Origin of the sequence: Actinosynnema sp. NPDC023587, from assembly GCF_040640215.1 — a bacterium.
Lineage (GTDB): Bacteria > Actinomycetota > Actinomycetes > Mycobacteriales > Pseudonocardiaceae > Actinosynnema.
Map to the genome: position 1 here is coordinate 15,386 of NZ_JBFABG010000002.1, position 21,881 is coordinate 37,266.

Annotated in this window: 16 protein-coding genes; 10 read left to right on the plus strand and 6 right to left on the minus strand. The window is 71.4% G+C overall.

The window, feature by feature from the left end; all coding sequences use genetic code 11:
- Positions 1-261: 261 nt before the first annotated feature.
- On the plus strand, positions 262-1,017 hold the full coding sequence (locus AB0G01_RS05160) for an MHYT domain-containing protein (RefSeq protein ID WP_360939915.1): 756 nt from the start codon (positions 262-264) through the stop codon (positions 1,015-1,017).
- 184 nt (positions 1,018-1,201) lie between these two features.
- Here AB0G01_RS05160 and AB0G01_RS05165 read toward each other — a convergent pair whose 3' ends face one another.
- Together AB0G01_RS05165 and AB0G01_RS05170 are read right to left on the minus strand one after the other, a co-directional pair.
- Positions 1,202-1,456, minus strand: a complete 255-nt coding sequence (locus AB0G01_RS05165; RefSeq protein WP_360939917.1) for a hypothetical protein — start codon at positions 1,454-1,456, stop codon at positions 1,202-1,204.
- 280 nt (positions 1,457-1,736) lie between these two features.
- On the minus strand, positions 1,737-2,453 hold the full coding sequence (locus AB0G01_RS05170; protein ID WP_360939919.1) for a TetR/AcrR family transcriptional regulator: 717 nt from the start codon (positions 2,451-2,453) through the stop codon (positions 1,737-1,739).
- A 100-nt stretch (positions 2,454-2,553) separates the two neighbouring features.
- Here AB0G01_RS05170 and AB0G01_RS05175 point away from each other — a divergent pair, with 100 nt between their 5' ends.
- Positions 2,554-4,029: an MFS transporter gene (locus tag AB0G01_RS05175; protein ID WP_360939921.1), complete on the plus strand. Its 1,476-nt coding sequence runs from the start codon at positions 2,554-2,556 to the stop codon at positions 4,027-4,029.
- A 148-nt stretch (positions 4,030-4,177) separates the two neighbouring features.
- Here AB0G01_RS05175 and AB0G01_RS05180 read toward each other — a convergent pair whose 3' ends face one another.
- Entirely contained in the window at positions 4,178-6,022 is a 1,845-nt protein-coding gene (locus AB0G01_RS05180; protein WP_360939923.1) for a S8 family serine peptidase, read from the minus strand.
- Between the two features lie 389 nt (positions 6,023-6,411).
- Here AB0G01_RS05180 and AB0G01_RS05185 point away from each other — a divergent pair, with 389 nt between their 5' ends.
- The 3 genes from AB0G01_RS05185 (at position 6,412) to AB0G01_RS05195 (ending at position 12,688) form a co-directional block, all read left to right on the plus strand.
- Positions 6,412-7,803, plus strand: a complete 1,392-nt coding sequence (locus AB0G01_RS05185; protein WP_360939925.1) for an alpha/beta fold hydrolase — start codon at positions 6,412-6,414, stop codon at positions 7,801-7,803.
- Positions 7,804-8,634: 831 nt separating this feature from the next.
- Entirely contained in the window at positions 8,635-8,973 is a 339-nt protein-coding gene (locus AB0G01_RS05190) for a hypothetical protein (RefSeq protein WP_360939927.1), read from the plus strand.
- A gap of 202 nt (positions 8,974-9,175) precedes the next feature.
- The gene (locus tag AB0G01_RS05195; RefSeq protein ID WP_360939929.1) at positions 9,176-12,688 is read left to right on the plus strand and encodes a glycosyltransferase; all 3,513 of its coding nucleotides are present in this window, start codon (positions 9,176-9,178) and stop codon (positions 12,686-12,688) included.
- A gap of 21 nt (positions 12,689-12,709) precedes the next feature.
- Here AB0G01_RS05195 and AB0G01_RS05200 read toward each other — a convergent pair whose 3' ends face one another.
- From AB0G01_RS05200 to AB0G01_RS05210, 3 genes are all read right to left on the minus strand, one after another.
- Positions 12,710-13,096, minus strand: coding sequence for a VOC family protein (locus tag AB0G01_RS05200; RefSeq protein ID WP_360939931.1), 387 nt, complete (start codon positions 13,094-13,096; stop codon positions 12,710-12,712).
- A complete protein-coding gene (locus tag AB0G01_RS05205; protein WP_360939933.1) occupies positions 13,093-13,860 on the minus strand; it encodes a metalloregulator ArsR/SmtB family transcription factor in 768 nt (255 codons plus the stop codon). The genes AB0G01_RS05200 and AB0G01_RS05205 overlap by 4 nt, the downstream gene beginning before the upstream one ends.
- Before the next feature lie 214 nt (positions 13,861-14,074).
- Positions 14,075-15,241, minus strand: coding sequence for a WD40 repeat domain-containing protein (locus tag AB0G01_RS05210; RefSeq protein WP_360939935.1), 1,167 nt, complete (start codon positions 15,239-15,241; stop codon positions 14,075-14,077).
- Between the two features lie 542 nt (positions 15,242-15,783).
- Between AB0G01_RS05210 and AB0G01_RS05215 the strand changes: the two genes are divergently transcribed.
- The 5 genes from AB0G01_RS05215 to AB0G01_RS05235 all read left to right on the plus strand — a co-directional run bounded on the left by AB0G01_RS05215 (position 15,784) and on the right by AB0G01_RS05235 (position 21,870).
- Positions 15,784-17,364 carry a hypothetical protein gene (locus AB0G01_RS05215; protein WP_360939937.1) on the plus strand — a complete coding sequence of 527 codons (1,581 nt, stop codon included), beginning with the start codon at positions 15,784-15,786 and terminating at the stop codon, positions 17,362-17,364.
- Positions 17,365-18,348: 984 nt separating this feature from the next.
- The gene (locus tag AB0G01_RS05220) at positions 18,349-18,858 is read left to right on the plus strand and encodes a hypothetical protein (RefSeq protein ID WP_360939939.1); all 510 of its coding nucleotides are present in this window, start codon (positions 18,349-18,351) and stop codon (positions 18,856-18,858) included.
- 29 nt (positions 18,859-18,887) lie between these two features.
- On the plus strand, positions 18,888-19,952 hold the full coding sequence (locus AB0G01_RS05225; protein ID WP_360939941.1) for a peptidoglycan-binding protein: 1,065 nt from the start codon (positions 18,888-18,890) through the stop codon (positions 19,950-19,952).
- A complete protein-coding gene (locus AB0G01_RS05230) occupies positions 19,949-20,659 on the plus strand; it encodes an ABC transporter ATP-binding protein (RefSeq protein ID WP_360939943.1) in 711 nt (236 codons plus the stop codon). Before AB0G01_RS05225 ends, AB0G01_RS05230 begins: the two co-directional genes overlap by 4 nt.
- On the plus strand, positions 20,656-21,870 hold the full coding sequence (locus AB0G01_RS05235; protein ID WP_360939945.1) for an ABC transporter permease: 1,215 nt from the start codon (positions 20,656-20,658) through the stop codon (positions 21,868-21,870). Before AB0G01_RS05230 ends, AB0G01_RS05235 begins: the two co-directional genes overlap by 4 nt.
- The last annotated feature ends 11 nt before the right edge of the window (positions 21,871-21,881 follow it).

Genomic DNA, 21,881 nt, shown 5'->3' on the forward strand with positions numbered 1-21,881 from the left:
TCGGGTCGGCGCGCGACGGTGCCCACGGTCGACCGCCGCCAAGGCTCCGACCAGCGCCGAAGCCCTGGTAGCGGTCCCACGCGAGGAAATACCACCACGCCGTGCCGTGCCGCTCACAATGCGTGAGGGTGTTGCACAAAATATGCCCGGAGTGCGCCGGCAGCTCTGGTAATGACCGCCTCGAACGATCAGAGTGGGTCGGCAAGCAGGGGCTCTCTCCGCGCCCCCGCACACTCCGCACACCCAAAGATCGGTACCTCCGTGAACCACGACTCGATGCAGCACTTCTCCTCCGGCGCGTGGACGCTCGTGCTCGCCTACGCGGTGTCCGTCATCGGTTCGCTGATCGGCCTGTCCTGCATGGCCAAGGCCCGACGTGAACCCGGTCGCGGGGCCAAGGTCCTGTGGACCGTGCTCGGCGCGTTCGCCATCGGCGGCATCGCCATCTGGCTGATGCACTTCATCGCCATGCTCGGCTTCGACATCCCCGGTGCGACGATCAAGTACTCGGCCCCGCTGACCGCGCTGTCTGCGGTGGTCGCCGTGGTCGTGGTGGGCATCGGCCTGTCGCTGGTCACGCTGGTCAAGTTCACCAGGATGCGGCTGATCATCGCGGGCGTGCTGGCCGGGATCGGCGTCGCCGGGATGCACTACCTGGGCATGTCCGCGATCCGCTTCAAGGGTGAGATCAACTACAACCAGTCGCTGGTCGCGCTGTCCGTGGTGATCGCGATCGCGGCGGCCACGGCGGCCTTCTGGTTCACCCTCGTCGTGAAGACGACGACGGCGAGCGTGGTGGCCGGGCTCGTGATGGGCGTGGCGGTGACCGGCATGCACTTCACCGGCATGGCCGCCGTGCACGTGGTCTCCGACGCGTCGGTCCCCGCTCCGCAGGGCACCGCCGTGTTCAACCTGGTGTTCCCGGTGTTCGTGATCAGCGGCCTGGTGGTGGGCGCGCTGCTGTGGATGCTGTTCACCTCCGCGAGCTCGCTGGCCGAGCCGGAAACGGCGAGGTGACCGGACGACCGGCGTTCAGGCGGTGACCGACGGCCGGTGGTCAGGCAGGCGGTGATCGGCAGGCGGTGATCGGGCGGTCGGTGGCGTGGTGGTCGGCGTCGTGGTGGCCGGGAGTGCCGGTGTGCCGTGCTGACTGTCCGCTGTGGACACCGCTCCCCCGCCGCCGGGCGTGACCCGGCGGCGGTCACGCCGTCAGCAGCACCCACCCGACGTCGAGCACGACCGCCACCGCCGACACCCCGAACACCCAGGGCGCGGCGCGTCGCCACCGGGCGACCCGGCGGGCGTGGGAGGAACGCACCGGTTCACCGGCCGACCACCGGCAGGCCAGCGCGAACACGACGAGACCGGTCATCAGCACCGCGCCGAGCGCGGCGGGCACCAGGTCCGGCCCCACGTCGATCACCACCCACCCGTGCCGCCCGGGAGCGGCGATCACGGCCGGCCCCACCGAGGATCACACCCCGCCCTCCGGCCGTCGCGCATCCGCCACCCCGGTGAACCGGAAGAGCGCCCCCACGGTGACCGTGCGTGAGCACCTCGGGGTGCGCGATTCCGGCGGCGGGACGGGCGGCCGTCCAGTCGTACGCCCTGCACCACGGCCTGATCCTCGAACTGGGCGGGCGCGACGGCTGAGTAACCCGCCTGCTGCCCCCGGTGAACGTGACGGAGGAGGTCGTCGACCAGGCGACCTGGATCGGCCCCGCCGTTCCGGCCGGTCAGCCGCGACGGCGGGGGGCCAGGCCGTCCAGGACGCGGTCCAGGCCGTAGGCGAAGTTGTGCTCGCGCAGGTCGGCCGGGTGCGCGTCGGTGGTGTCGGCGTACTGGGCGCGCAGGTGGGGGTACTCCTCGACGGCGCGGGCCAGGGTCGGGTCCAGTCGGCGTTGCCAGTCCCGCTCGCTCTGGTCGCTGCGGGCCAGCATGGTCAGCCACGCGGCTTCGTTGACGCCCACGCCGATCACGTAGGCGAGGACCGTGCTGATCGCGGGGCCGGCGTCTTCGAGCGGGAAGCCCGCCACGTCGAGCATCACCATCATGCCCTCGTTCAGGCGCATGACGTTGGGGCCCAGGTAGGACAGGCCGGCCTGACCGAGCAACGACGCGATCCACGGGTGGCGCAGGATCATCTCGCGGACGCTGCGCGCGCACGCCGTGATCGCCTCCCGCCAGTCGTCGCCGGTGGTGCGGACCTCGATCTCGCCGTAGACCTCGTCCACGACCAGCTCGATCAGCTCGTCGCGGTTGGCCACGTGCCGGTAGAGCGAGGTCGCGCCCGCGCCGAGCCGGCTGCCCAGGCGGCGCATGGTCAGCGCGTCGACGCCCTCCGCGTCCAGCAGCGCCACCGCCTCGGCGACGATCTGCGCCCGGTTCAGCGCGGGCCGGCCCCCGGACCGGCGCTGCCGGGTCCACACCGAGGGGAGCTCGTCGGTCGTCATCTCGCGACTCTAGCGCACGAGATGCGCATTTGCGCACATCGTTCCGTCATGCGTACGTTGTTCGCAGAAACGGAACGCTGTACGCAGACTGGGGGAACCCGTGACCGACAACCGCGACCCGCGCCGATGGCTGATCCTGGTCGTGCTGTGCCTGAGCACGTTGGTGCTGGTGGTCGACAACATGGTGCTGACCGTGGCGGTCCCGCCGCTGACCGCCGACCTGAAGGCGAGCGCCCAGGACGTCCAGTGGGTCCTCGACAGCTACATGCTCGTGTTCGCCGGCCTCCTGCTGACCTCGGGCAGCCTCGCCGACCGCTTCGGCCGGCGGAAGGTCATGATCATCGGCCTGGCCCTCTTCGGAGCCGCGTCGCTGTTCGCCACCTTCGTGACCAGCCCCGGTGAGCTCATCGCCGCCCGCGTGGTCATGGGCGTCGGCGGCGCGCTGGTCATGCCCAGCACGCTGTCCATCCTGATCACCGTGTTCGACGAGCGGGAGCGCCGCAAGGCGATGGCCGCGTGGAGCGCGGTGGCGGTGCTCGGCATGGTCGGCGGACCGGTGCTCGGCGGCGCGCTGATCGCGTCGTTCTCGTGGGCCGCGGTGTTCCTCGTCAACGTCCCGGTCGCCGTGATCGCGATCGTCGCCGCCGTCGTGCTCATGCCCGAGTCGCGCGGCCCGTGGCAGAAGTCGGACCCGCTGGGCGCGATCCTGTCCGCGATCGGCATGACCGCGCTGGTGTGGATGATCATCGAGCTGCCCCACCACGGGTTCCCGCACGCGAACACGCTCCTCGCGCTGGCCGTGACGGTGGTGGCGCTGACCGGCTTCGTCTGGTGGGAGCTGCGCACCGACTCGCCGATGGTCCCGCTGGCCCTGTTCCGCGACCGCGACTTCAGCGGCGGCAGCCTCGCGCTGACCCTGGTCCAGATCGGCAACGGCGGCCTGCTGCTGGTGCTGACCCAGTACCTCCAGTTCGTCCTCGGCTACACGCCCACCGAGGCCGGGCTGGCGTTCATCCCGATGGCCGTCGCGTCGCTGATCTCCAACTCGCTGGGCGCGGCCCTCGGCACCCGCGTGGGCAACCGGGCGCTGGCCGTGGTCGGCCTGGTCGCGATGGCCGCCGGCTTCGTGCTGCTGGCCGGCCTGACCACGACCGCCGGCGTGCCGACGCTGGTGACCGCGCTGGCCCTGCTCGGCGCGGGCGGCGGTCTGGCGATGCCCGCCGCGATCGCCGCCCTGATGGGCGCGGTCCCGCCGGAGCAGGCGGGCGTGGGGTCGGCGCTCAACGACACCATCCAGCAGTTGGGCGCGGCGCTGGGCGTGGCGGTCCTGGGCAGCCTCGTGGCGGCGAACTACACGAACGCCATGCCCGCCACCGCCCCCGAGGCGGCGCGCCGGTCCATCGGCGACGCGCTCACCTTCGGCACGCCGACCCTGACCGACTCCGCGCGCACCGCGTTCACCGATGCCATGTCCACTGCCTTCGTGGCCGGCGCGGCCGGAGTGCTGGCCGCCGCAGTCCTGGCGCTGTTCGTGATGCGTGGCCGCGAACCCGCCGGGGAACCGGTCGCCGCGTGACCACCGCCGAGGTCGGCGGAAGTCCACAAAGGATATTCGTGACCCGGGGGCTCCTGCCGGGAAAAGCCCGCCTGCCGGTGGGCGGGCGGGCGCGGTGGTCCTGCCGTGAGCGCCCGGCGGAGGGGGACTCCGCCGGGCGCGGCGGGCATCAGACCGTCAGCGTCCAGGAGTCGATCTTCCCGGTGTCGTTGACCTCGACGTCCTGCACGCGCAGCCGCCAGGTGCCGTTGCGCGTCTCGTTCGACAGGTTGACGGTGTAGCTGCGGTTGATGTTGTCCGCGCTACCGCCGGCCCGGTTGTGCAGCACGTAGACGCTGCCGTCGGGCGCGATCAGGGACACGACCAGGTCACCGACGTAGGTGTGCACGACGTTCACCGCGACGGTCGCGGTGGCCGACGCCCGGCCCGAACAGCCGGAGACCGTGACGGGGCTCTGCGTGGTGTAGCGGTCGTAGATCACGTAGTCCGTGCCGTTGGTGACGGGCGCGCAGCCCCCGCCGGTCGTCGACACGGTGATGGTGAACGTCGCCGAGCCCGACTTGCCCGCCTTGTCCGTCGCCTTCACCACGACGTTCGCGGTGCCGGCGGCGGTCGGGGTGCCGGAGACGCGGCCGGTGGCCGAGTCGATGGACAGGCCGGCCGGCAGGCCGGTCGCGCTCCACGTGTACGGCTGGGTGCCGCCGCTCGCGCTGTTGTCCAGGCTGAACGCCTGGCCGACGGTGGCGGTGCGGTTGCCGGGGTTGGCGACCGCGACGTCGCCGGGCTGCGGGTTGCCGTTGAGGAAACCGGTGTACAGCAGCACGTTCGGCGAACCGGTGTTGATGCCGGACAGCTTTCCGGTGGTGCCGTTGGTGACCAGGGCGTTGCGCACCTGCGCCGGGGTGGCCGAGGTGTTCTGCGCCAGGTACACCGCAGCCGCGCCCGCGACGTGCGGGGAGGCCATGGACGTGCCGGACATGGTGGCGCTGCCGGAGTTGCTGCTGTGCGAGGCCGACACGATGTTGTCGCCCGGGGCCCAGATGTCCAGGCACGAGCCGTAGTTGCTGTCGCTGCGGCGGGCGTCGGACTTGGTGCTGTTGCCGACCGTCACCGCGTCGGACAGCCGCTGCGGGCTGTAGTAGCACGCGTCGTCGGTCGAGTTGCCGGCCGCCTGCACCCACTGCACGCCGCTGTCGATCACCGACTTCACCGCGTTGTCGATGGTCTGGTTGGTGCACCGCTGCCGGCAGCCGATGCTGTAGTTGACGACGGCGGGCTTGACCGCGTTGTTCTTGACCCAGTTCATGCCGGCGATCAGGTCGTCGTCGGTGGCGCTGCCCGAGCAGTCCAGCACGCGCACCGCCACCACGGTCGCCTTCTTGGCCACCCCGTAGGAGGTGCCCGCCGCCGTGCCGGCGACGTGCGTGCCGTGGCCGTGGCAGTCCTGCGGGGTGGAGTCGTTGTCGACCGCGTCATAGCCCGCGGCGATGCGCCCGGCGAAATCCGCGTGGTTCGCGTTGATCCCGGAGTCCATCACGTACACCCGCGCGCCCTGACCGGGGTTGGTCGGGTAGGTGTAGGCGTTGTCCAGCGGCAGGTCCCGCTGGTCGATCCGGTCGTCGCCCCAGTTCGGGGGGTTGTTCTGGGTGTCGGTCGCGACCATCCGGGTGACCTGCTGGACGTACTGGACCTTCGGGTCGCGGGCGAGCCGGGCCGCCGCCTCGGCGGACATGGCGGTGGAGTACCCGTCGAGCACCGCGCCGTAGGTGTGCCGGATCTGCCCGCCGTACTGGCGGGTCAGGGACGAGGCCGCCGCGCTCACCGACTGCGCGCCCTGCCCCTGGCCCTTGAACACGACGATGTAGCGACCGGGCACGGCGTCCGCCGAGCCCGCGTTGACGATGGTGGCCGGGGGCTGGGCCGCCGGGGCGGACGCGGCCGGTGTCGCGGAGTACGCGACCACTCCCGAGGCGGCGATCGTGCAGGCGATCGCCTTCAGAGTTGTTTTCCTCATGGGTTGCCGAATTCCTCACTTCGCAGGGTGAACAAGGCGGCACGCTCTCGCGACCGACTCCGGACAAACCGTACGATCAGTTTCGGCAAAGCACCAAGAGGTTGTCCTGAATAGTCGCAATATTCCTTGAACGCGCAGGTGGGAGCGGGTACGCCAAGGCACTACGGATAGTTCTACCCAGTGTTCACGGAGTTCCTACCTAGAGCTGGCCGAAATGCCCCTGGTTAATTCTCGGACACTTTCCGTGACCCTCGGTCCGCGCGCCCGACCAACTTTCCGGGGGGATGTCCGGGTCGGTCGGCGGGATGACCGGGCGTCATCCCGCCGACCGACGCCCGGCTACTCGCGGCCCCTCCATGATCGGCCCACCCGACCCCGAGGGGGATGACATGAGACGAGCGATGGCCCTGGCCACCGCCATGGGGGTGGCCGTCACGTTGGCGGTGCCCACGACCGCGCGGGCGGCCCCCGCGCCGTCCTGGCAGGCGTGCGGCGGGCACGGTGCCGAGTGCACCACCGTGGACGTGCCGCTGAACTGGGCGAGGCCGAACGGCGAGCGGATCTCCCTGGCCGTGTCCAGGCTGTCGGCCGCCGACCCGGCCCGGCGGATCGGCGTGCTGTTCGTCAACCCCGGCGGTCCCGGCGGACCCGCCGTGCCCCTGGTCCGCGACGCGCCGCGAGAGGTGTTCCCGGCGAGCCTGCGCGAGCGCTTCGACATCGTCGGCGTGGACCCCCGGGGCGTGGGCGAGAGCCGGCCGGCGATCACCTGCCCCAAGCCGCCGTACGACCCGGAGGTCACCCACCACCCGAAGACCCCGGGGCAGTTCCGGGCCTTGGTCGCGTACAACCGCGAGGTGGCCGAGTCGTGCCGCCGGGCGACCGGTCCGCTGATCGACCACGTGGACACCATCAGCGCCGCCAAGGACTTCGACGTGGTCCGCGCCGCGCTGCGGGCGGACAAGGTGAACTGGCTGGGGTTGTCCTACGGCACCCTGCTCGGCGCGACCTACGCGCAACTGTTCCCCTCACGGGTGCGCGCGGCCGTGCTGGACGGTGCGATGGACCACACGGTCGGCGCGCGCCGCCTGGCGTCCGACGAGGCGCGCAGCACCGAGGACGTCTTCGACGAGTTCGCGCGGTGGTGTGCCACCACGTCGTCCTGCGCCCTGCGCGGCCGGGACGTCAAGGCCGAGTACCGGGCCCTGCTCGCCCGAGCGGACCTGCACGGCATCCCGGCCGAGGGCGTCCCGGAGGGCATCACGGCGGAGCAGATCGGCTACGGCGTCTACACGGCGCTGTACCTGACGGGCGATTGGCCCAAGCTCTCGGAGATCCTGCGGGACGTCATGGTGCCGGACCCCGACGCGGCGATCTTCAGCCGGGTGGGGTCGGACGCCGCGTACCGGGTGATCGGGTGCCACGACTTCCCCAGCGACGTCAGGACTTTCGCCGACCTGGCGGCGCGGCAGCGGGAAGCGCGCCTGCTCGCTCCGGTCACCCGAGGGTACGTCGAGGGCTGGGACATCCAGGCGGGCTGCACGGGCTGGCCGATCCGCCCGGCGAACCCGTGGTCGCGGCTCGACGTCCGCAACGCCGAGAACGTCCTCGTGGTGAGCGGCGAGCACGACCCGGCCACACCCCGGGTGTGGGGTGACGGCCTGGTGCGCCAGATACGGGGTGCCAGGCACCTCGTCTGGTCCGGAATCGGCCACACCGCTTTCTTCAACGACCCGGCCACGGTGCGGCGCGAGGTGGACCACCTGGTCGACGCGGCCCGATAGCGGAAATCCGGACGTCCCGGTACCAAGTTCGGCACCGGGGCGTCCGTTCTCCGGCACGCGACCACCGCATTCCCCACCGGTCGGACGCCCGCCGCCAGTCCTCGAAGTACTGTCGCCCGCGCTCTCGCCGGCCGGTGTCGCTGCGACAATGCCCCAGTCGCCCAGGGTCGGGCTTCTCCAGCAGTGCATCCATAACGCTTGGCACACCCCGACGGCGCAGTTCGGCCGGATTGTGGTGATGCATCTCACCCATCCCTCCCGCCACGCGAAAGCGCAGGTCAGCGCCGTGCGAATCGCGCTCTGAGGGCCGACTAACGGTACCGCCGTCCCACTCCGGGACACCGCCACTCGACGAACGCCGACATCCGCGCGACGAGCGGTCCGATACCCGCACATCCGACCAGTCCGGGTGCACTCCCCCACTCTCCACGCCCCACCGTGCCGGAAATCTGCAATTCCCGGGAAAGCAGACGCCTGGACAAGCCCCTCCATTCACTACATCGAGTGAATGACGCCCCGGTCATACCAGATTCGCCCGGCAGCGGGGAACCCGAGGTATGCGTCCGCCCACTTCCGCGCACATCCGGCTCACTCGATCGGCGGCACGGCGTGGGCCTGGGCCGCTCGGCGCTAACCGAGAGCCGCTCGGCGCAATAGGCCACCGGGAAGACGACTTCCCGACTTCGCATCGGTCATGCTGAATAGCATCCGTCGTCCGGACGATGAGCGGAATGCGAATGCGGTCTCCCGTTGCGGTTGGCGACCACGGGCAGCCCGTCCCCTCTCCCCGGACCCCGGCGAAGACCAGAAAACCGCTTGGAGGAACACCCGGTGAGTGTCGAGGTGGAGGAACGCCCGGTGCCAGGTCCCCCGGCCGCGCGGCCGGGCGGTCCCGGCGGCACGGGCGGTCGGCACGGCCTCCCCCTGCACCAGCTCCTGGTGCCGGAACGGCCACCGGCCAGGCCGCGACCCGTCGTCCGCGAGCAGGTCCCGCGCGCCGCGCGCCCGAGCGTGGTCGCCCAGCGCCGCCGGACGAGGGCCATCCTCGGCCTCGCCCTGCTCGGCACGGTGCCGATCGTGCCCCTCCTCGGCCGCTGGTCGATCGTCTCGCTGACCGCCGTCGCGGGCTGCCTGGTCGTCACCTACCTGGACGGGCAGACCCGCCCCTGACGCACCCCCCGCGCCCTACAGCACCGGCACGAAGACCGGCCCGGACACCGATCCGGGCGTAAGTCCTCACAGGACGGTGGGCACCGCGGCACCCGCCGGGACCGGGCACCCCGACCGGCCCCGCACCCCTGCGCCGACACGGCCGCGAACAGGGCGCGTTCGCGGCACCACCAGCGCTGATCTGCTGTGGCATCATGCGTGGATGGCCCCGATCAAGACGCTCGACGGCGCTGAACGGCAGCAGGCCGCGACCTCCCTGTGGTCGGCGTGGAAGACCTCCGAGCAGACGGTCGTCATCCTCAGCGGGGTCTCCGGTGCCGGGAAGTCCTTCCACGTCGTGCGGCCCCTGATGAAGCGCGTCTGGGGCGCGAAGGGCATCGCCCTGTCGATCGAGGTGCCGTCCTCCCCGGTCGATCTCGAATCCCACCTGCTGGGCCTGCTCAAGGAAGAGTGCGAAGAGCTGGAGGACTACGCGCTGCGCGCCGCGGTGCAGCGGGCGGAAGCGCTGTTTCCGGCCATCCGGGCGCTGCTGCGCAAGGGCGCGATGGTCGTGGTGGACGAGTTCCAGCGCCTCCTGGACGCCTCCGGCCGCCCGCAGAGCCTCTTCGTCCACCTGGTCGACCGGTTGGCCCGGGGCGACGCCGGGCCGGGCAGCCTGTGGCTGGTGTCCAACCGGGTCGTCAGCCCGGCGTGGGCGCACCGGTTCACGAGCGCCGAACTGCCGGTGCCGCAGGAGGACGACGCGATCCGGATGGTGCTCGCGGCGATCGGCGGCACCGAGGCGGACGCCGCCTTCCCCGAGGAGCGCCGCAGCGAGGTGGTGACCCGCCTCGGCCGCAACCCGCGCGTGCTGACGCTGCTCGGCCACCTGCTGCGGCACCAGTCGCTGGAGGAGCTGCTCGGCCCCGCCGAGGTGCGACCGCAGGCCCCGCCGAGCATGGAACTGGTGCGGTACATCGAGGAGATGCTCCTCAACAAGGCCATGGACCGGCTGCCGCCGTGGGCCCGCGAGGCGTTACGCGACCTGACGGTGCTCGCCGACTGGGCAGAGCCCGGCCTGGTGCAGGCCGTGATCGGCACGGCGGACCACAAGGTCGTCCTGGACGAGCTGCGCAACCGCTACCTGGTCCGCTCCCTCGGCCGGTCGTCCCGGCCGGCCGGGCACTCCACCACCAAGACCCTCTACCAGGTCTACCCGCTGGTCCGAGAGGTCCACCTGCTCAAGCTCTCCGCGGACGACGACGCCTGGCGCGCGGCGCACCGGCGCGCGGGGAGCTGGTTCGCCAAGGCGATCACCACCCCGGACAGCTTCGTCGGCGCGCGGGAAGCCCGGGTGGCGGTCGCGCTCAGCGGCGTCCAGTTCCACTACACGCAGGCGAAGGCGGACACCGAGCTGGCCGCCGTCGTGGCCAAGGCGCACTTCGACGTCGAGGTGCGCTACGGGCAGGAGTACCTCTTCGTCGTCCCCGAGTCCACCGACGAGCTGAGCGCCCGGATCTCGCTCCTCGACGCCTACTTCGCGCACGCGGACAACCCGAGGGTCCACTCCCACCAGGCCAGGCTGCTCCAGCAGCGGGACGCGCCGGGCGATCTCGCCAAGGCCGTCGGCCACGCCGAGAGGTCCACGGAGGCGCTGGATTCGTTCCACCCGTGGATTCTGCGGATCAAGCTCGTGCGGGCCGCCCAGGGCGTCTCGGCGGCGCTCGACGTGGGCCGCGAGGCGCTCGACCGCGGCGGGAAGATCACCGAGAACCGGTTCGCGGTGTACGCGGCGATCGCCATGTGCCTGACCGCCCTCGGGCGCGTCCCGCAGGCGATCAAGGAGCTGCACACCGGGTTCGAGCAGGTCAAGCCCTCGGACGGGTTCCGGCTGGCCGAGGCGGCGCTCGCCTACGCCGCCGCCGAGCCGACGGACAAGGAGCTCGACGGGCTCGACCACTGGCTCTCCGGCCTGAGGGGCATGGGCAACCAGGCCACGCTGGCCAAGATCCTCCTGGCCATGCGCCGCGACCGGTGGCCGGAGGTGGTGTCGCTGGCGCGGAGCGGACGCCGGAAGGCCCCGAAGTACCTCCACTTCGCCGTCTACGAGGCCGTCGGGTCGCTCGCCCTGGACAAGCCGGGCGAGGCCCAGGAGGCGCTCACCTCCTTCCCCGGTGGCATCCCGAACAGCCCTCGGCTGTCCCGGTCCACCGAGCGGCGGGAGGGCAAGGCGTGGCTCGCGGCACTGGTCGCCCTCCAGAACGGCGACCTGGAACGGGCCCGCACCCTGCTCGACGTGTACCTGGGCGTGGAGAACGGCCCGCTGACGGCCGGTGCGGTCAAGGCGCGGCTGCTCCACGAGTGGGACCACCGGATCGCGACGATGGGCGAGGCGAACCCGTCGTTCGTCGTGCCCGTCCTGCCGCGCGCGGTGACCGGCCTGCCCGACGACGCGGTGCGCCCGCAGTACGGTGCACCGGTGCTCCCCCAACACCAGCAGCGGGTTCCGGCCGAGACCGGCCGCACCGACGTCCTCGTCGTGGCGACGGAGTGGTCCTCCGGGAAGGGCGGGCTGAGCACGTTCAACCGGCGCATGTGCCGGGCGCTGGCCAAAGCCGGCGCGGGCGTCTACTGCCTGGTGCCCGCGTTCACCGGCGAGGAGTACGCGGACGCCGCCGGCGCGGGCGTCACCCTGGTCCAGGCGAAGCGCTCGCCGGGGACGTCGGACCTGGACGTGCTGACCCGCAAACCCGTGCTGCCGGAGGGAATCCGGCCGCGACTGATCATCGGTCACGGCCGCATCACCGGCCCGGCGGCCCACGCGCTGGCCGCCGACCACTTCGGGGCCGACGACCACCACCCGGCGGCCGAGCAGGTGCACGTGCTGCACATGTCCGCCGAGGAGATCGAGTGGTACAAGACCGACCGCGAGGACGACGCGGGTGACCGCGCCGCCAAGCGGAGCCGGATCGAGATCGACCTGGCCCGGAGCGCCGCCCACGCCGTCGCCGTCGGCCCCCGCCTGTACGACCGCTACCTCAAGGAACTGGCCGCGCGGGGCTCCACGGTCGAGCGGTTCGACCCCGGCTTCGACACCGAGCAGGACGTGGTCACCGAGCCCCCGGCGGGCAAGCGGTTGCGGGTCCTGCTGTTCGGCCGGGCGGAGGACGAGTCGCTCAAGGGCCTCGACCTGGCGGCGGCGGCGTTCGCCAAGGCGGTGCGCTACCGCGGCCCGACGGCCGGTCCCGTCGAGCTGGTCGTGCGCGGCGCGGACCAGGACACCTGCGAATCGCTGCGGACGAAGATGATCGAGTGGTCGGGCTCCAAGTCCGGCAACATCGTCGTCCGGCCCTACTCGATCGACCCGGCCGAGCTCGCCATCGACCTGCGCACCGCCAACCTCGCCCTGATGCCGTCCCGGTCCGAGGGGTTCGGCCTGGTCGGCGCGGAGGCCATCGCGATGGGCGTGCCGGCCCTGATCAGCGGGGAGAGCGGCCTGGGCACCCTGCTCCGCGAGTTCGACGAGGAGGTCGCGAACCAGGTCGTCGTGCCGGTCACCCACGACGACGACGAGGACGCCGAGGCGTGGGCGCGTGCCATCCAGAACGCGCTGTTCGACCCGAAGGCCGCGTTCACCCGCGCGCAGGACCTGCGGGTGCGCCTGGTCGAAGACGGCCGGACCTGGGACGCGGCGGCGACCGCGCTGCTCCGCGCCTTGACCGACCCCGCCACGTGACCGGCCCCGGTCCAATGGGGGTCAGGTCTCGGTGATGGAGAAGGCGTTGCCGTCGGGGTCGCGGAAGGCGAACATCGGCGGCACGCCCGGCCAGATGAGGACGTCGTCGGTGTCGACGCCGGCGTCGGTGAGGGCGGCGTGCGCCGCCGCCGCGTCGTCGGTGGTGAACCGGATCGTGATCGTGCCGCGCGTGACGTCCGCCGTGACGAGGTCCAGCGTGACGACCACGTCGTCGTTGCCGGGCGCGAGCTCGATCCACCGCCCGGTCGGGATCGGCCCGTCGCGCAGCACGGTGAAGCCGAGCGTGTCGACGTAGAACCCCAGCGCCCGGTCCTGGTCGGTGACGGGGACGCTGACGGTCCGGATGCCGGTGATGACCCTCGCGGGCGTGGTGGGTCGTGCGGTCACGCTGGTTCGCCTCCGTACACGAGTGATCCGGGGGTGGTGAGCTCGGTGCCGGTCTCCAGCCAGGTCTTGAGCCCGGACAGGATCATCGGCCAGCCGCCGTAGAGGTGCTCGTCGGCGTCGGCGGCGAGCTGGTCGTGCCGCACGAGGAGTCGGCAGCTATCGCCGACCTGCTCGATCTCCCAGGTCACGCGACTGGTGCCCTGGGCGGCGATGTCGTCGTCCCAGACGGCGTGGTAGGTCTGCACGAGTCGCCGGGGCGGGTCGACCTCGATGTTCTCGCCCTCGATCAACCCCCCGGCCCCCTCGTGGGTGACCCGGTAGGCGGAGCCCGCGGTCCAGTCCGACTCCACGCGCGCGCCGAACTGGAACCGCGCCCGGGTCCCGGGATCGGTGATCGCCTCCCACAGCCGTTGCGGCGTGGTGCGGATGAAGATCTCGAAAACCTTCTCCACGCGTGCCTCCAGATCTCGTTTCAGGTCGACGAGGCCGGCGGCCCACGTCTCGGTGTACTTGCCGACCCAGCGGTCGTGGACGAGGCGGATCGGCACGGGGTTGAGGAAGTGCAACTTCTCCCGGCCCCGCCGGTCCGACACGACCAGGCCCGCCTCCTGGAGCAGGCGGAGGTGCTTGGCCACGGCCACCCTGGTCATCGCGAACCGGCCCGCCAGCGCGTGGAGCGACTGCCCGTCCCGCCGGAACAACTCGTCGAGCAGCTCCCGGCGCGTCGGATCCGCCAACGCCTTGAAAACCAGTTCCAGCTCCACGGGAGCAGAATAGGAAACCTTTTGGTTTCATGTCAACCCCGGGCCGGACCAGACCACTCCGGGCCCGCGTCGCCCGGCACGCGCACACCGATGCCCGGCGACGGCATCGCCGGGCATCGGTCCACTCCTGATGTTCGACAGCACTCGGAACCGCCCGGGATCAGGTGCGGATCGTCGCCGACCTCCGGCCGGTCCCGCCGCTGCCCGGCCGGGGCTACTCGCCGGGTTCGGACGTGGACGGCTTGAGGTTCCGGGCTTCGAGGTTGTCCAGGCGGGGCTCCGGGGGCACCGGCAGGGGCGCGGTGAGCACCACTTGCAGGTCGACGTTCCGGGATTCCCCCGGTGCGAGCTTCTGCCCCGGTTGGGAGTCCACCACGATCTGCTTGCCGTGGGTGGACGGGTCGGCACCGCTGACGATGACCTTGGTGAAGTGGGGGAAGGTGTCGAACAGGATGCGCCACCGGTCGACCGCGACCGGCGTGGGCTTCTTGCCCGGCACGGTGGCGGTGATGGTCAGCCCGAAGCTGTAGTAGACCTCGGGTGCCGTTCCCCACGTCCCCCTGAACTTCTGCGTGATGGTGAGCGCCTGGTAGGCCGGGGGTCCCGCCTTGATCACGTCGCCCGCCGCGTCCTTGACCGCCAGCCCCTCCACCTGGATCGGGACGTTACCCACCTGCTTGGCGGGCTTGACGTCCTGTTCCGTGACGGGCTTCTGCGCGGTGGACGCGCTCAGGTCGAGGCGGTAGACGTTCCCGGCGGTGTCGAAGGTGTGGAACCAGCCGCCCTGCTGGAAGAACGCCGCGGAGTAGGTGGGCCGCCGGCCGCCCTGCGCCTTCGGGAACACCGCCCGCGCGAGCACGGTCTTCTGCGGGTCGTGGTCCGGGTCCGCGTAGAGCAGGTCGCCGGTGTCGCCGTCGGCGGCGTAGAGCCGGCCGTCGGCCGGGTGGTAGGCCCAGTCGTACCAGCCGCCGTCGCCCGCCGGTTTCGTCCGCTGGGCCGTGAAGTTCCGCAGGTCCACCACCGCGCCCTTGGCGGTGCCGTCGGCACTTCCGAGCACCAACGACTGACCGTCGTTGGCGACCGCGCCCAGGACCCAGGTGGTGCCACCGATGCCGGACACCGTCCGGGTGGTGAGCTCGGACTTGGCCGGGTCGATGACGACCAGGGTCGTGTCCTCCCCGGAGGACACACCGCTCACCCCGTAGAGCTTTCCGCTCGTCCAGTCGTGCCCCAGTGCGTCGTACCCGTTGGGGAACGCCGGAACACCGGTCTTGACCACCGAACCGGTGAAGGGGTCGAAGCTGTAGAGGACGGTGTCGCGATCGCCGACCGCGACGTAGGTCACCGGGTTGTAGCGCTGGTTCTCGGAACCGTCGGCCATGCGGGTGTCCCTCATTCCTCGTGTCTCGACGTGCGCACCGGAACGGTGCCCGCACGGCGCGGACATCCGGAAGGTGCGCCTTCCCTCCACAGCTACCGCACCTGAGGTGACTCGTGTGGCGGGCGCATCCGTTGGTGTCGCGTCTTTCACCGATTCGGTGGACACCGGTCCTGGTGGTGACCGAACGGTCGTGACAGGCACTCACAAGGCCCCGCCGACCGTTCACGCGGTCCGCACCGGCTCTATGCGCCGGATGTCGAGTCTCGAAGTCGTGTTTGACGACGCACTGCTATCCGACTGGGCCACCCCTCGCCGAGGTCGCAGTGCGCCGGGCTGTGCGGACTGATCCCCATCGCCGTTCCGGTGGGACCGCGCGGGGTTCCGCAACCGATTCGCGGTACGCGCAACTTTCCGCAGGGGTTGGAATCGCACCGGAATTCACCCCGACATCCCTACCGGGAACGACTCCGCAGGAAACGATTCTGCGAAACTTGCCCGCGATCCGAGCCGCAGCGCTCCGCATACTGTCAGGAGAGGAACGGATGCAACCGCCGCCGCGTGCCATCCACTACACGGTCGTCGTGGTCGACGTCGAAGGGTTCGGGGACGGCGCACGCACTACGCCGGACCAGCTCAAGGTGCGGAAGGGGCTGTACCGGGCGCTGCACCGGGCGTTCGATCGGGCCCGACTGCCGTGGGCGGAATGCCGGCGCGAGGATCGCGGCGACGGCGTGCTGATCCTGGCACCGGCCTCGATCCCCAAGGCGCTGTTCGTCGACTCGCTGCCGGGTGCGCTCGCGGCGGCTGTCCGCGAGCACAACCGAGACCACCGGGCCGGGGAGCGGGTCCGGCTGCGGATGGCGGTGCACGCCGGGGAGGTCGCCCACGACGACCAGGGGGTGACCGGCGACGCGGTCAACCTGACGTTCCGCCTGGTCGACTCCGAACCCGCCAGGGTGGCTCTGGCCCGGTCGAGCGGCGTGCTGTCGGTGATCGTCTCGGACTGGTTCCACCAGAACGTCGTGCGCCACACGGCGGGCATTGACGAGACCACCTACCAACAGGTCCCCGTGGTGGCGAAGAAGACCGAAACCGTGGGATGGGTGTCCTCGCCCGACGGTGGCCACCCTCCGGGAACCGGGTACCTGCCACCCCGGCGCGCCACCCGTCACCCCGTTCTGGTGGGCGCGCTGTTCATCGTGCTGGCACTGGTGACGGCCGGGCTCCCGTCGTCCGGGGCGCTGCCGGAGAAAGCGGGTGCCGCGCTGCCGGTGGTCGGCGATCCGCGCACGGCGGACCCGTGCGCGCTCATCGAGCCGGCCTTGCCCGCGTTGCGGCGGTTCGGCACGACGTCGATCGAGCGCCACTACGGCAACTTCGACCGCTGCGACGTCCGCATCGAGCCACCGAAGGCGGGAGAACTGCTGGTCACGGCCACCCTGCTGAACCCCGGTCCGCTGCCGGACGCGTCGACGGGGCGCACCGAGGAGCTGGGCGCGGTGACAGTCGTGTTCTCGACCGCGCCGGACGGGTTCTGCGACCACCTGATGGTGCTGCCCGATCGGAGCCGGGTGGTGGTCGGTGCCAGCCCCACCCACCGTTCCGACACCGGCCGGCAAGACCTCTGCGACGTGGCGGACGTGGCGGCCCGGCAGGCGGCCGGGGCGCTCAACCGGGGTGCGTTGCAGAACCGCCGCACCCCGTCCGAGGACACCCTCGTCAACGTCGACGCGTGCCGACTGCTCGGCACACCGGATTTCGCGGCCCTGGGCGGAGTCGACGCGCAGCACCGCGAAGCGGGCTTCGGGAACTGGGAGTGCGAATGGGAAGCCACGAACGGCGACACGTGGGTCCGCCTGCGGTTCGACCAGCACCCACCGCTGGACCCGGCGGAGGACCGCCCGCAGCAGATCGGCCGCCACACGGTGTTCGTCACGCCCGACGAGCAGGGTGAGGTCACCTGCCTGGCGCGCGTGGCGTACCGGACGTTCGACGACAACGGAACGCCCAAGTCCGAGATGCTCCACCTCGAAGTCGGCGGCCCGCTCCTGCTGGACCAGTTGTGCACGCAAGCCACGACCCTGGCCGCAGTCGCGGCCGACAAACTGCCGCCCGTCGACTGATCCGCCGCAGGACCCTGCCGCGCAAGGGACACCGGCTCACGCCTTGCCGATTCCAGATCGACGTCCGCGAACACCAACCGCCACATCGAGACCAACAGCTCGGCGGCTACCCCGACATCACGATTCCCTGCGACCGCTTGACGCAGCGTGTCCAGGAAGTGGGTGCTCCGAGGCTCGAACCAGGTGCCCAGGTCGGCTCAGTCGACCGGAACATGTGACATGCCTGCCGCGTCCGACCGGTCCAGCCGGCAGCGGATCATGCCGTTGGGTTTGGCGCGGACACCTCATGACCACGATCGCCGCTGGACACTGCTGAAGTCCACTCGCCCATCACACTGCGCGCGACGCATCGGTGGAACGGGGCAAATCAACGACCTGCGGATTTTCCCCCTCTCATGACCGCCGCCGGCACCGGCCCCACACCGTCCGTCGGCACACGTGCCGGTCCCGCGGATCCTAAGAAGATCGAGATGTCGTCAACGAGTCCATTGTGGATGAAGCTAGATGCGTAGCCTTGTTCAGCAGAATGGATGACCGAACATGTCCACCCGGGTACATCCCAGCCGGCAATTCCCCTGGTCGCGATTCCCACCGGATGATGGGCAACTCGAATGCGCCCTCGCCGTGGACACTTGGCACCGTCACCACCATGCGGCCGTCCCCGTGGACCACGACATCCACTTCTGCCGCAAGTGCATCGACCCGCAACGCGCCGGCGGCAACGACCTGTACCTGCGCGCCGATCCGGTAGGCCTAGATGACGTGAGGGCTGCCGGAACACAGCGCGTCCCACGGCGGCCCCCGCGCTCGACCCGGAACTGCCGTCCGACGAACTCGTCGCACTGGCGACCGAGGCGTTCCGGGCATCCCTGTCGGGGGCCGCCGGCCTCGCTGAATAAGCGCGACATAAGGACTTTCGCTTACGACGCCAAGATTCGCGCACTGCTAAAAATGAACCTGGGATCCACAGAAAAGGGAGGGTTCATGTCACGACGGGCATGGGGAATGGCGCTGGTGGCGGGGGTGTGCTCGGTGTTGACCGCCTGCGGCGGCGGTGAGCCGGAGCGCGATGTCGCCTCGGCCGGGGGGTCGGTGACCCAGACGCCGGCAAACGGTGAGGGGCCGGAGAAGTACATCCAGTGCATGAGGGACAACGGGGGGTCCTTCCCGTCGTTCCGGCTTGGGGACGGCCACGGGGACCAGACCAAGGTCACGCCGCCCCCGGCGGCGCAACAGCGCCGGAACGAGGAGGCGCACGAGAAGTGCAAGCAGTTGGCACCGACCGACGGGACCGCCCAGACGGCGTCCCCGGAGCGGGTTCAACACCAAATCATCCTGGCCCAGTGCCTGCGGGACAAGGGTGTCCAGGTGTCCGACCCCACCCCGGAGGACATCTCGCTGAGCATGCCCGACACCCCCCAGGCGAAGCAGGCGCTGGCCGAGTGCGACGAGCAGGTCCGCGAGACGCCCGGCGGTCCGGGCGGTGGTCGGTGACGGAACCGACCACGGGAGGCCCTGCGGTCATGCGGCGACGCCGAAGACGGCGGGCCGTCGCCGGGGCCACCGTCGCGACGGTGGTGGTGGCCGGTGCGTTCGTCTGGTTCACCCAGGTCCAGCAGCGGTCGGATGCGGCGCAGTCGCCGCAGTCGCCGAAGCCGAAGACCGCCGAGGTGGTCCGGACCGACCTGGTCACCTCGGAGAAGGTGGACGCCTCGGTCACCCACGCCGGGGAAAGCGTCCTCACCGGCCGGAAACCGGGCACGATCACCTGGTTGCCGCAGCCGGGAACCCTGGTCGAGCGGGGCCGACCGGTGTACGCGACGGACGCGGTGGAGGTGCCGCTGTTCCTGGGTACCGTCCCGATGTACCGCGAGATCGGACCCGGGGTGCCCGCCGGGCCGGACGTCCAGGTGGTCGAGGAGAACCTGCGGGACCTCGGCTACCAGCCCGGGACGGTGGACGAGGTGTTCTCCGCGGGCACGGAGGCGGCGGTGCGCCGCTGGCAGCGGGATCGGGAGGTCGAGCAGACCGGCCGCGTCGGGCTCGGCGACGTCGTGGTCGCACCCGCCCCGCAGCAGGTCCTGTCGATCACCGCCACGCTCGGCGGGTCGGCTACCGGTGAGCTGATGCGGGTCAGCGGCACCGATCGGGTGGTCGCCGTCAGGCTGCCCGTCGACCTGCGCGGTCACCTGGCGGTGGGCATGAAGGTCGAGATCGTGCTGGGCGGGGGACGCACCGCCACGGGCACCGTGGCGACCATCGACCCGGCGGTGCCGGCGCAGCAGGACAAGGCCCAGGACGGCGATCAAGTCATCCCGGTCGCCGTGACGATCGACGACCAGGCCGCGGTCGACCCGGCGGGATCGACCGCCGTCGCCATCCGGTTCGAGACCGCCCGGCGGGCCGGGGTGCTGGCCGTTCCGGTGCAGGCCCTGCTCGCCCTGCGCGAGGGCGGCTACGCGGTCGAGGTGCTGGAAGGTGGGCAACGCCGGCTGGAGCCCGTCGAGTTGGGGATCTTCGCCGACGGGAGGGTCGAGGTGACCGGTGCCGGTGTCGCCGAGGGGATGACCGTGGTGGCCGCGTCATGACCGCCGCGCACAACGTTCCGGCGATCGCCTTGGTGGAGGTGACCAAGGTCTACCCGGGCGAGGTCGCGGCCGTGCGGGACGTGTCGCTGACGGTGCTTGCCGGACAGGTGCTCGCCGTCGTCGGCCCTTCCGGTTCGGGCAAGTCCAGCCTGATGAACCTGATGGGGACCCTGGACAGGCCGTCTTCCGGCCGGGTGGAGCTCAACGGGCACGATGTCGCCGGACTGCCGGACCGGCGGCTCGCCGCGGTGCGGTCGGCCTGGATCGGCTTCGTGTTCCAGCGCTTCCACCTGCTCGCCGGGATGACGGCGGCGGACAACGTGCTGACCGCGTCCTGCTACGCCGGGGTTCCGCAGCGCCACCGCCGCGCCACGGCTTTGGAAGCGCTGCGCAAGGTCGGCCTCGCGGACCGGGTGGACCACCTGCCGGGCGAGCTGTCCGGCGGTGAGCGGCAGCGGGTGGCGATCGCGCGTGCCCTGGTGAACCGGCCGGCCATCATCCTCGCCGACGAGCCGACCGGGAACCTGGACACCCACACCGGTGACCAGGTGCTCGACCTGTTACTGGGGCTCACCGAGACCGAGGGTGCGACCCTGGTGATCATCACGCACGACCCGGCCGTGGCCGATCGGGCCGACCGCCGGATCGAGATGCGCGACGGGGTGGTGCGGGCCGACGTGCCGGCCGGGCCGGGGGTGGCGCGATGAGCGGCGCACTGCCCGGCCGGGTCCGGCTCAGTCCTGGGGACGTCGTCCGGCTGGGCCTCACCGGCATCCGTTCCCGACCGCTGCGCACCGTGCTCGCCGCGGTGGGGGTGGCCATCGGGATCGCCGCGCTGGTGGCGGTCGTCGGGGTGCCGGCGTCAAACCAGGGCGCGTTGCGGGAGCAGTTCGCCGAGCTGGGCCCCAACCTGCTCAGGGCCGAGTCCGGTGGTGCCGGTGTGGGGGGACGGGAACCGGCGAAGCTGCCGGTGGACGCCGCCGATCGGGTTCGGCGGATCGCTCCGGTCCAGTCCGCGAGCGCGACGGGCAACACCAGGGCGACGATTCGGCGCAGCGACCTGGTTCCGCAGGAGGAGAGCGGTGGACTGGGCGTGCGCGCGGCCCGGTTGGACCTGTTGGAGGTGCTGCGCGGTTCGGTGCGCCAAGGGGTGTTCCTCAACGGCGCCACCGAGCGGTACCCGGTCGTGGTGCTGGGGGCGGCTGCGGCGGCCCGGCTCGGCGTCGCGGTGACGGACGGGGAATCGGGCCCGCCGGTGTGGATCGGCGGCCGGTGGTTCACCGTCGTCGGTGTCCTGGATCCCCTGCCGCTGCACCCGTTCCTCGATCAGTCAGCCCTGGTCGGCTGGACCGCGGCGCAGGACTACCTCGATTTCGACGGTCACCCGAACACGGTGTACGTGCGGGCCGACAACCACGCGGTGGACCAGGTTCGGGGCGTGCTGGCCAGGACCATCAACCCGGCCTCGCCGGCGGAGGTCCTGGTCGCGAGGCCGTCGGACGCACTGGCCGCCCAAGCGCTCACCGAGCAGGCCTACTCGGCGCTGTACCTGGGGCTGGCGGCGGTCGCGCTGCTCGTCGGCGGAGTCGGCGTGGCCAACACGATGGTCGTGTCGGTGCTGGAGCGGCGGCGCGAGATCGGCCTGCGCCGCGCGCTGGGCGCGACCCGACGGCAGATCCGGGGCCAGTTCCTCGCCGAGTCGGTGGTCCTGGGCGGGTTGGGCGGTGTGCTTGGCACGGTGCTCGGCGCGGGGGTGACCGCGGGCTACGCCGCCAGTCAGGGGTGGCCCGCCGTGGTGCCCTGGTACGTCCTGCTCGGCGGGCCCGTCGTGGCGGTCCTGACCGGTGCGCTGGCGGGGGCTTGGCCCGCGGTCCGGGCATCGCGGCAAACGCCGACCGAAGCTCTTTCGTCGGAGTGACCGGCGCACCC

Coding starts and splice junctions, on each gene's coding strand:
- AB0G01_RS05215 (WP_360939937.1), top strand. CDS start 15,784: ATGCAACCGCCGCCGCGTGCCATCCACTACACGGTCGTCGTGGTCGAC.
- AB0G01_RS05185 (WP_360939925.1), top strand. CDS start 6,412: ATGAGACGAGCGATGGCCCTGGCCACCGCCATGGGGGTGGCCGTCACG.
- AB0G01_RS05235 (WP_360939945.1), top strand. CDS start 20,656: ATGAGCGGCGCACTGCCCGGCCGGGTCCGGCTCAGTCCTGGGGACGTC.
- AB0G01_RS05230 (WP_360939943.1), top strand. CDS start 19,949: ATGACCGCCGCGCACAACGTTCCGGCGATCGCCTTGGTGGAGGTGACC.
- AB0G01_RS05170 (WP_360939919.1), bottom strand. CDS start 2,453: ATGACGACCGACGAGCTCCCCTCGGTGTGGACCCGGCAGCGCCGGTCC.
- AB0G01_RS05210 (WP_360939935.1), bottom strand. CDS start 15,241: ATGGCCGACGGTTCCGAGAACCAGCGCTACAACCCGGTGACCTACGTC.
- AB0G01_RS05225 (WP_360939941.1), top strand. CDS start 18,888: ATGCGGCGACGCCGAAGACGGCGGGCCGTCGCCGGGGCCACCGTCGCG.
- AB0G01_RS05195 (WP_360939929.1), top strand. CDS start 9,176: ATGGCCCCGATCAAGACGCTCGACGGCGCTGAACGGCAGCAGGCCGCG.
- AB0G01_RS05180 (WP_360939923.1), bottom strand. CDS start 6,022: ATGAGGAAAACAACTCTGAAGGCGATCGCCTGCACGATCGCCGCCTCG.
- AB0G01_RS05220 (WP_360939939.1), top strand. CDS start 18,349: ATGTCACGACGGGCATGGGGAATGGCGCTGGTGGCGGGGGTGTGCTCG.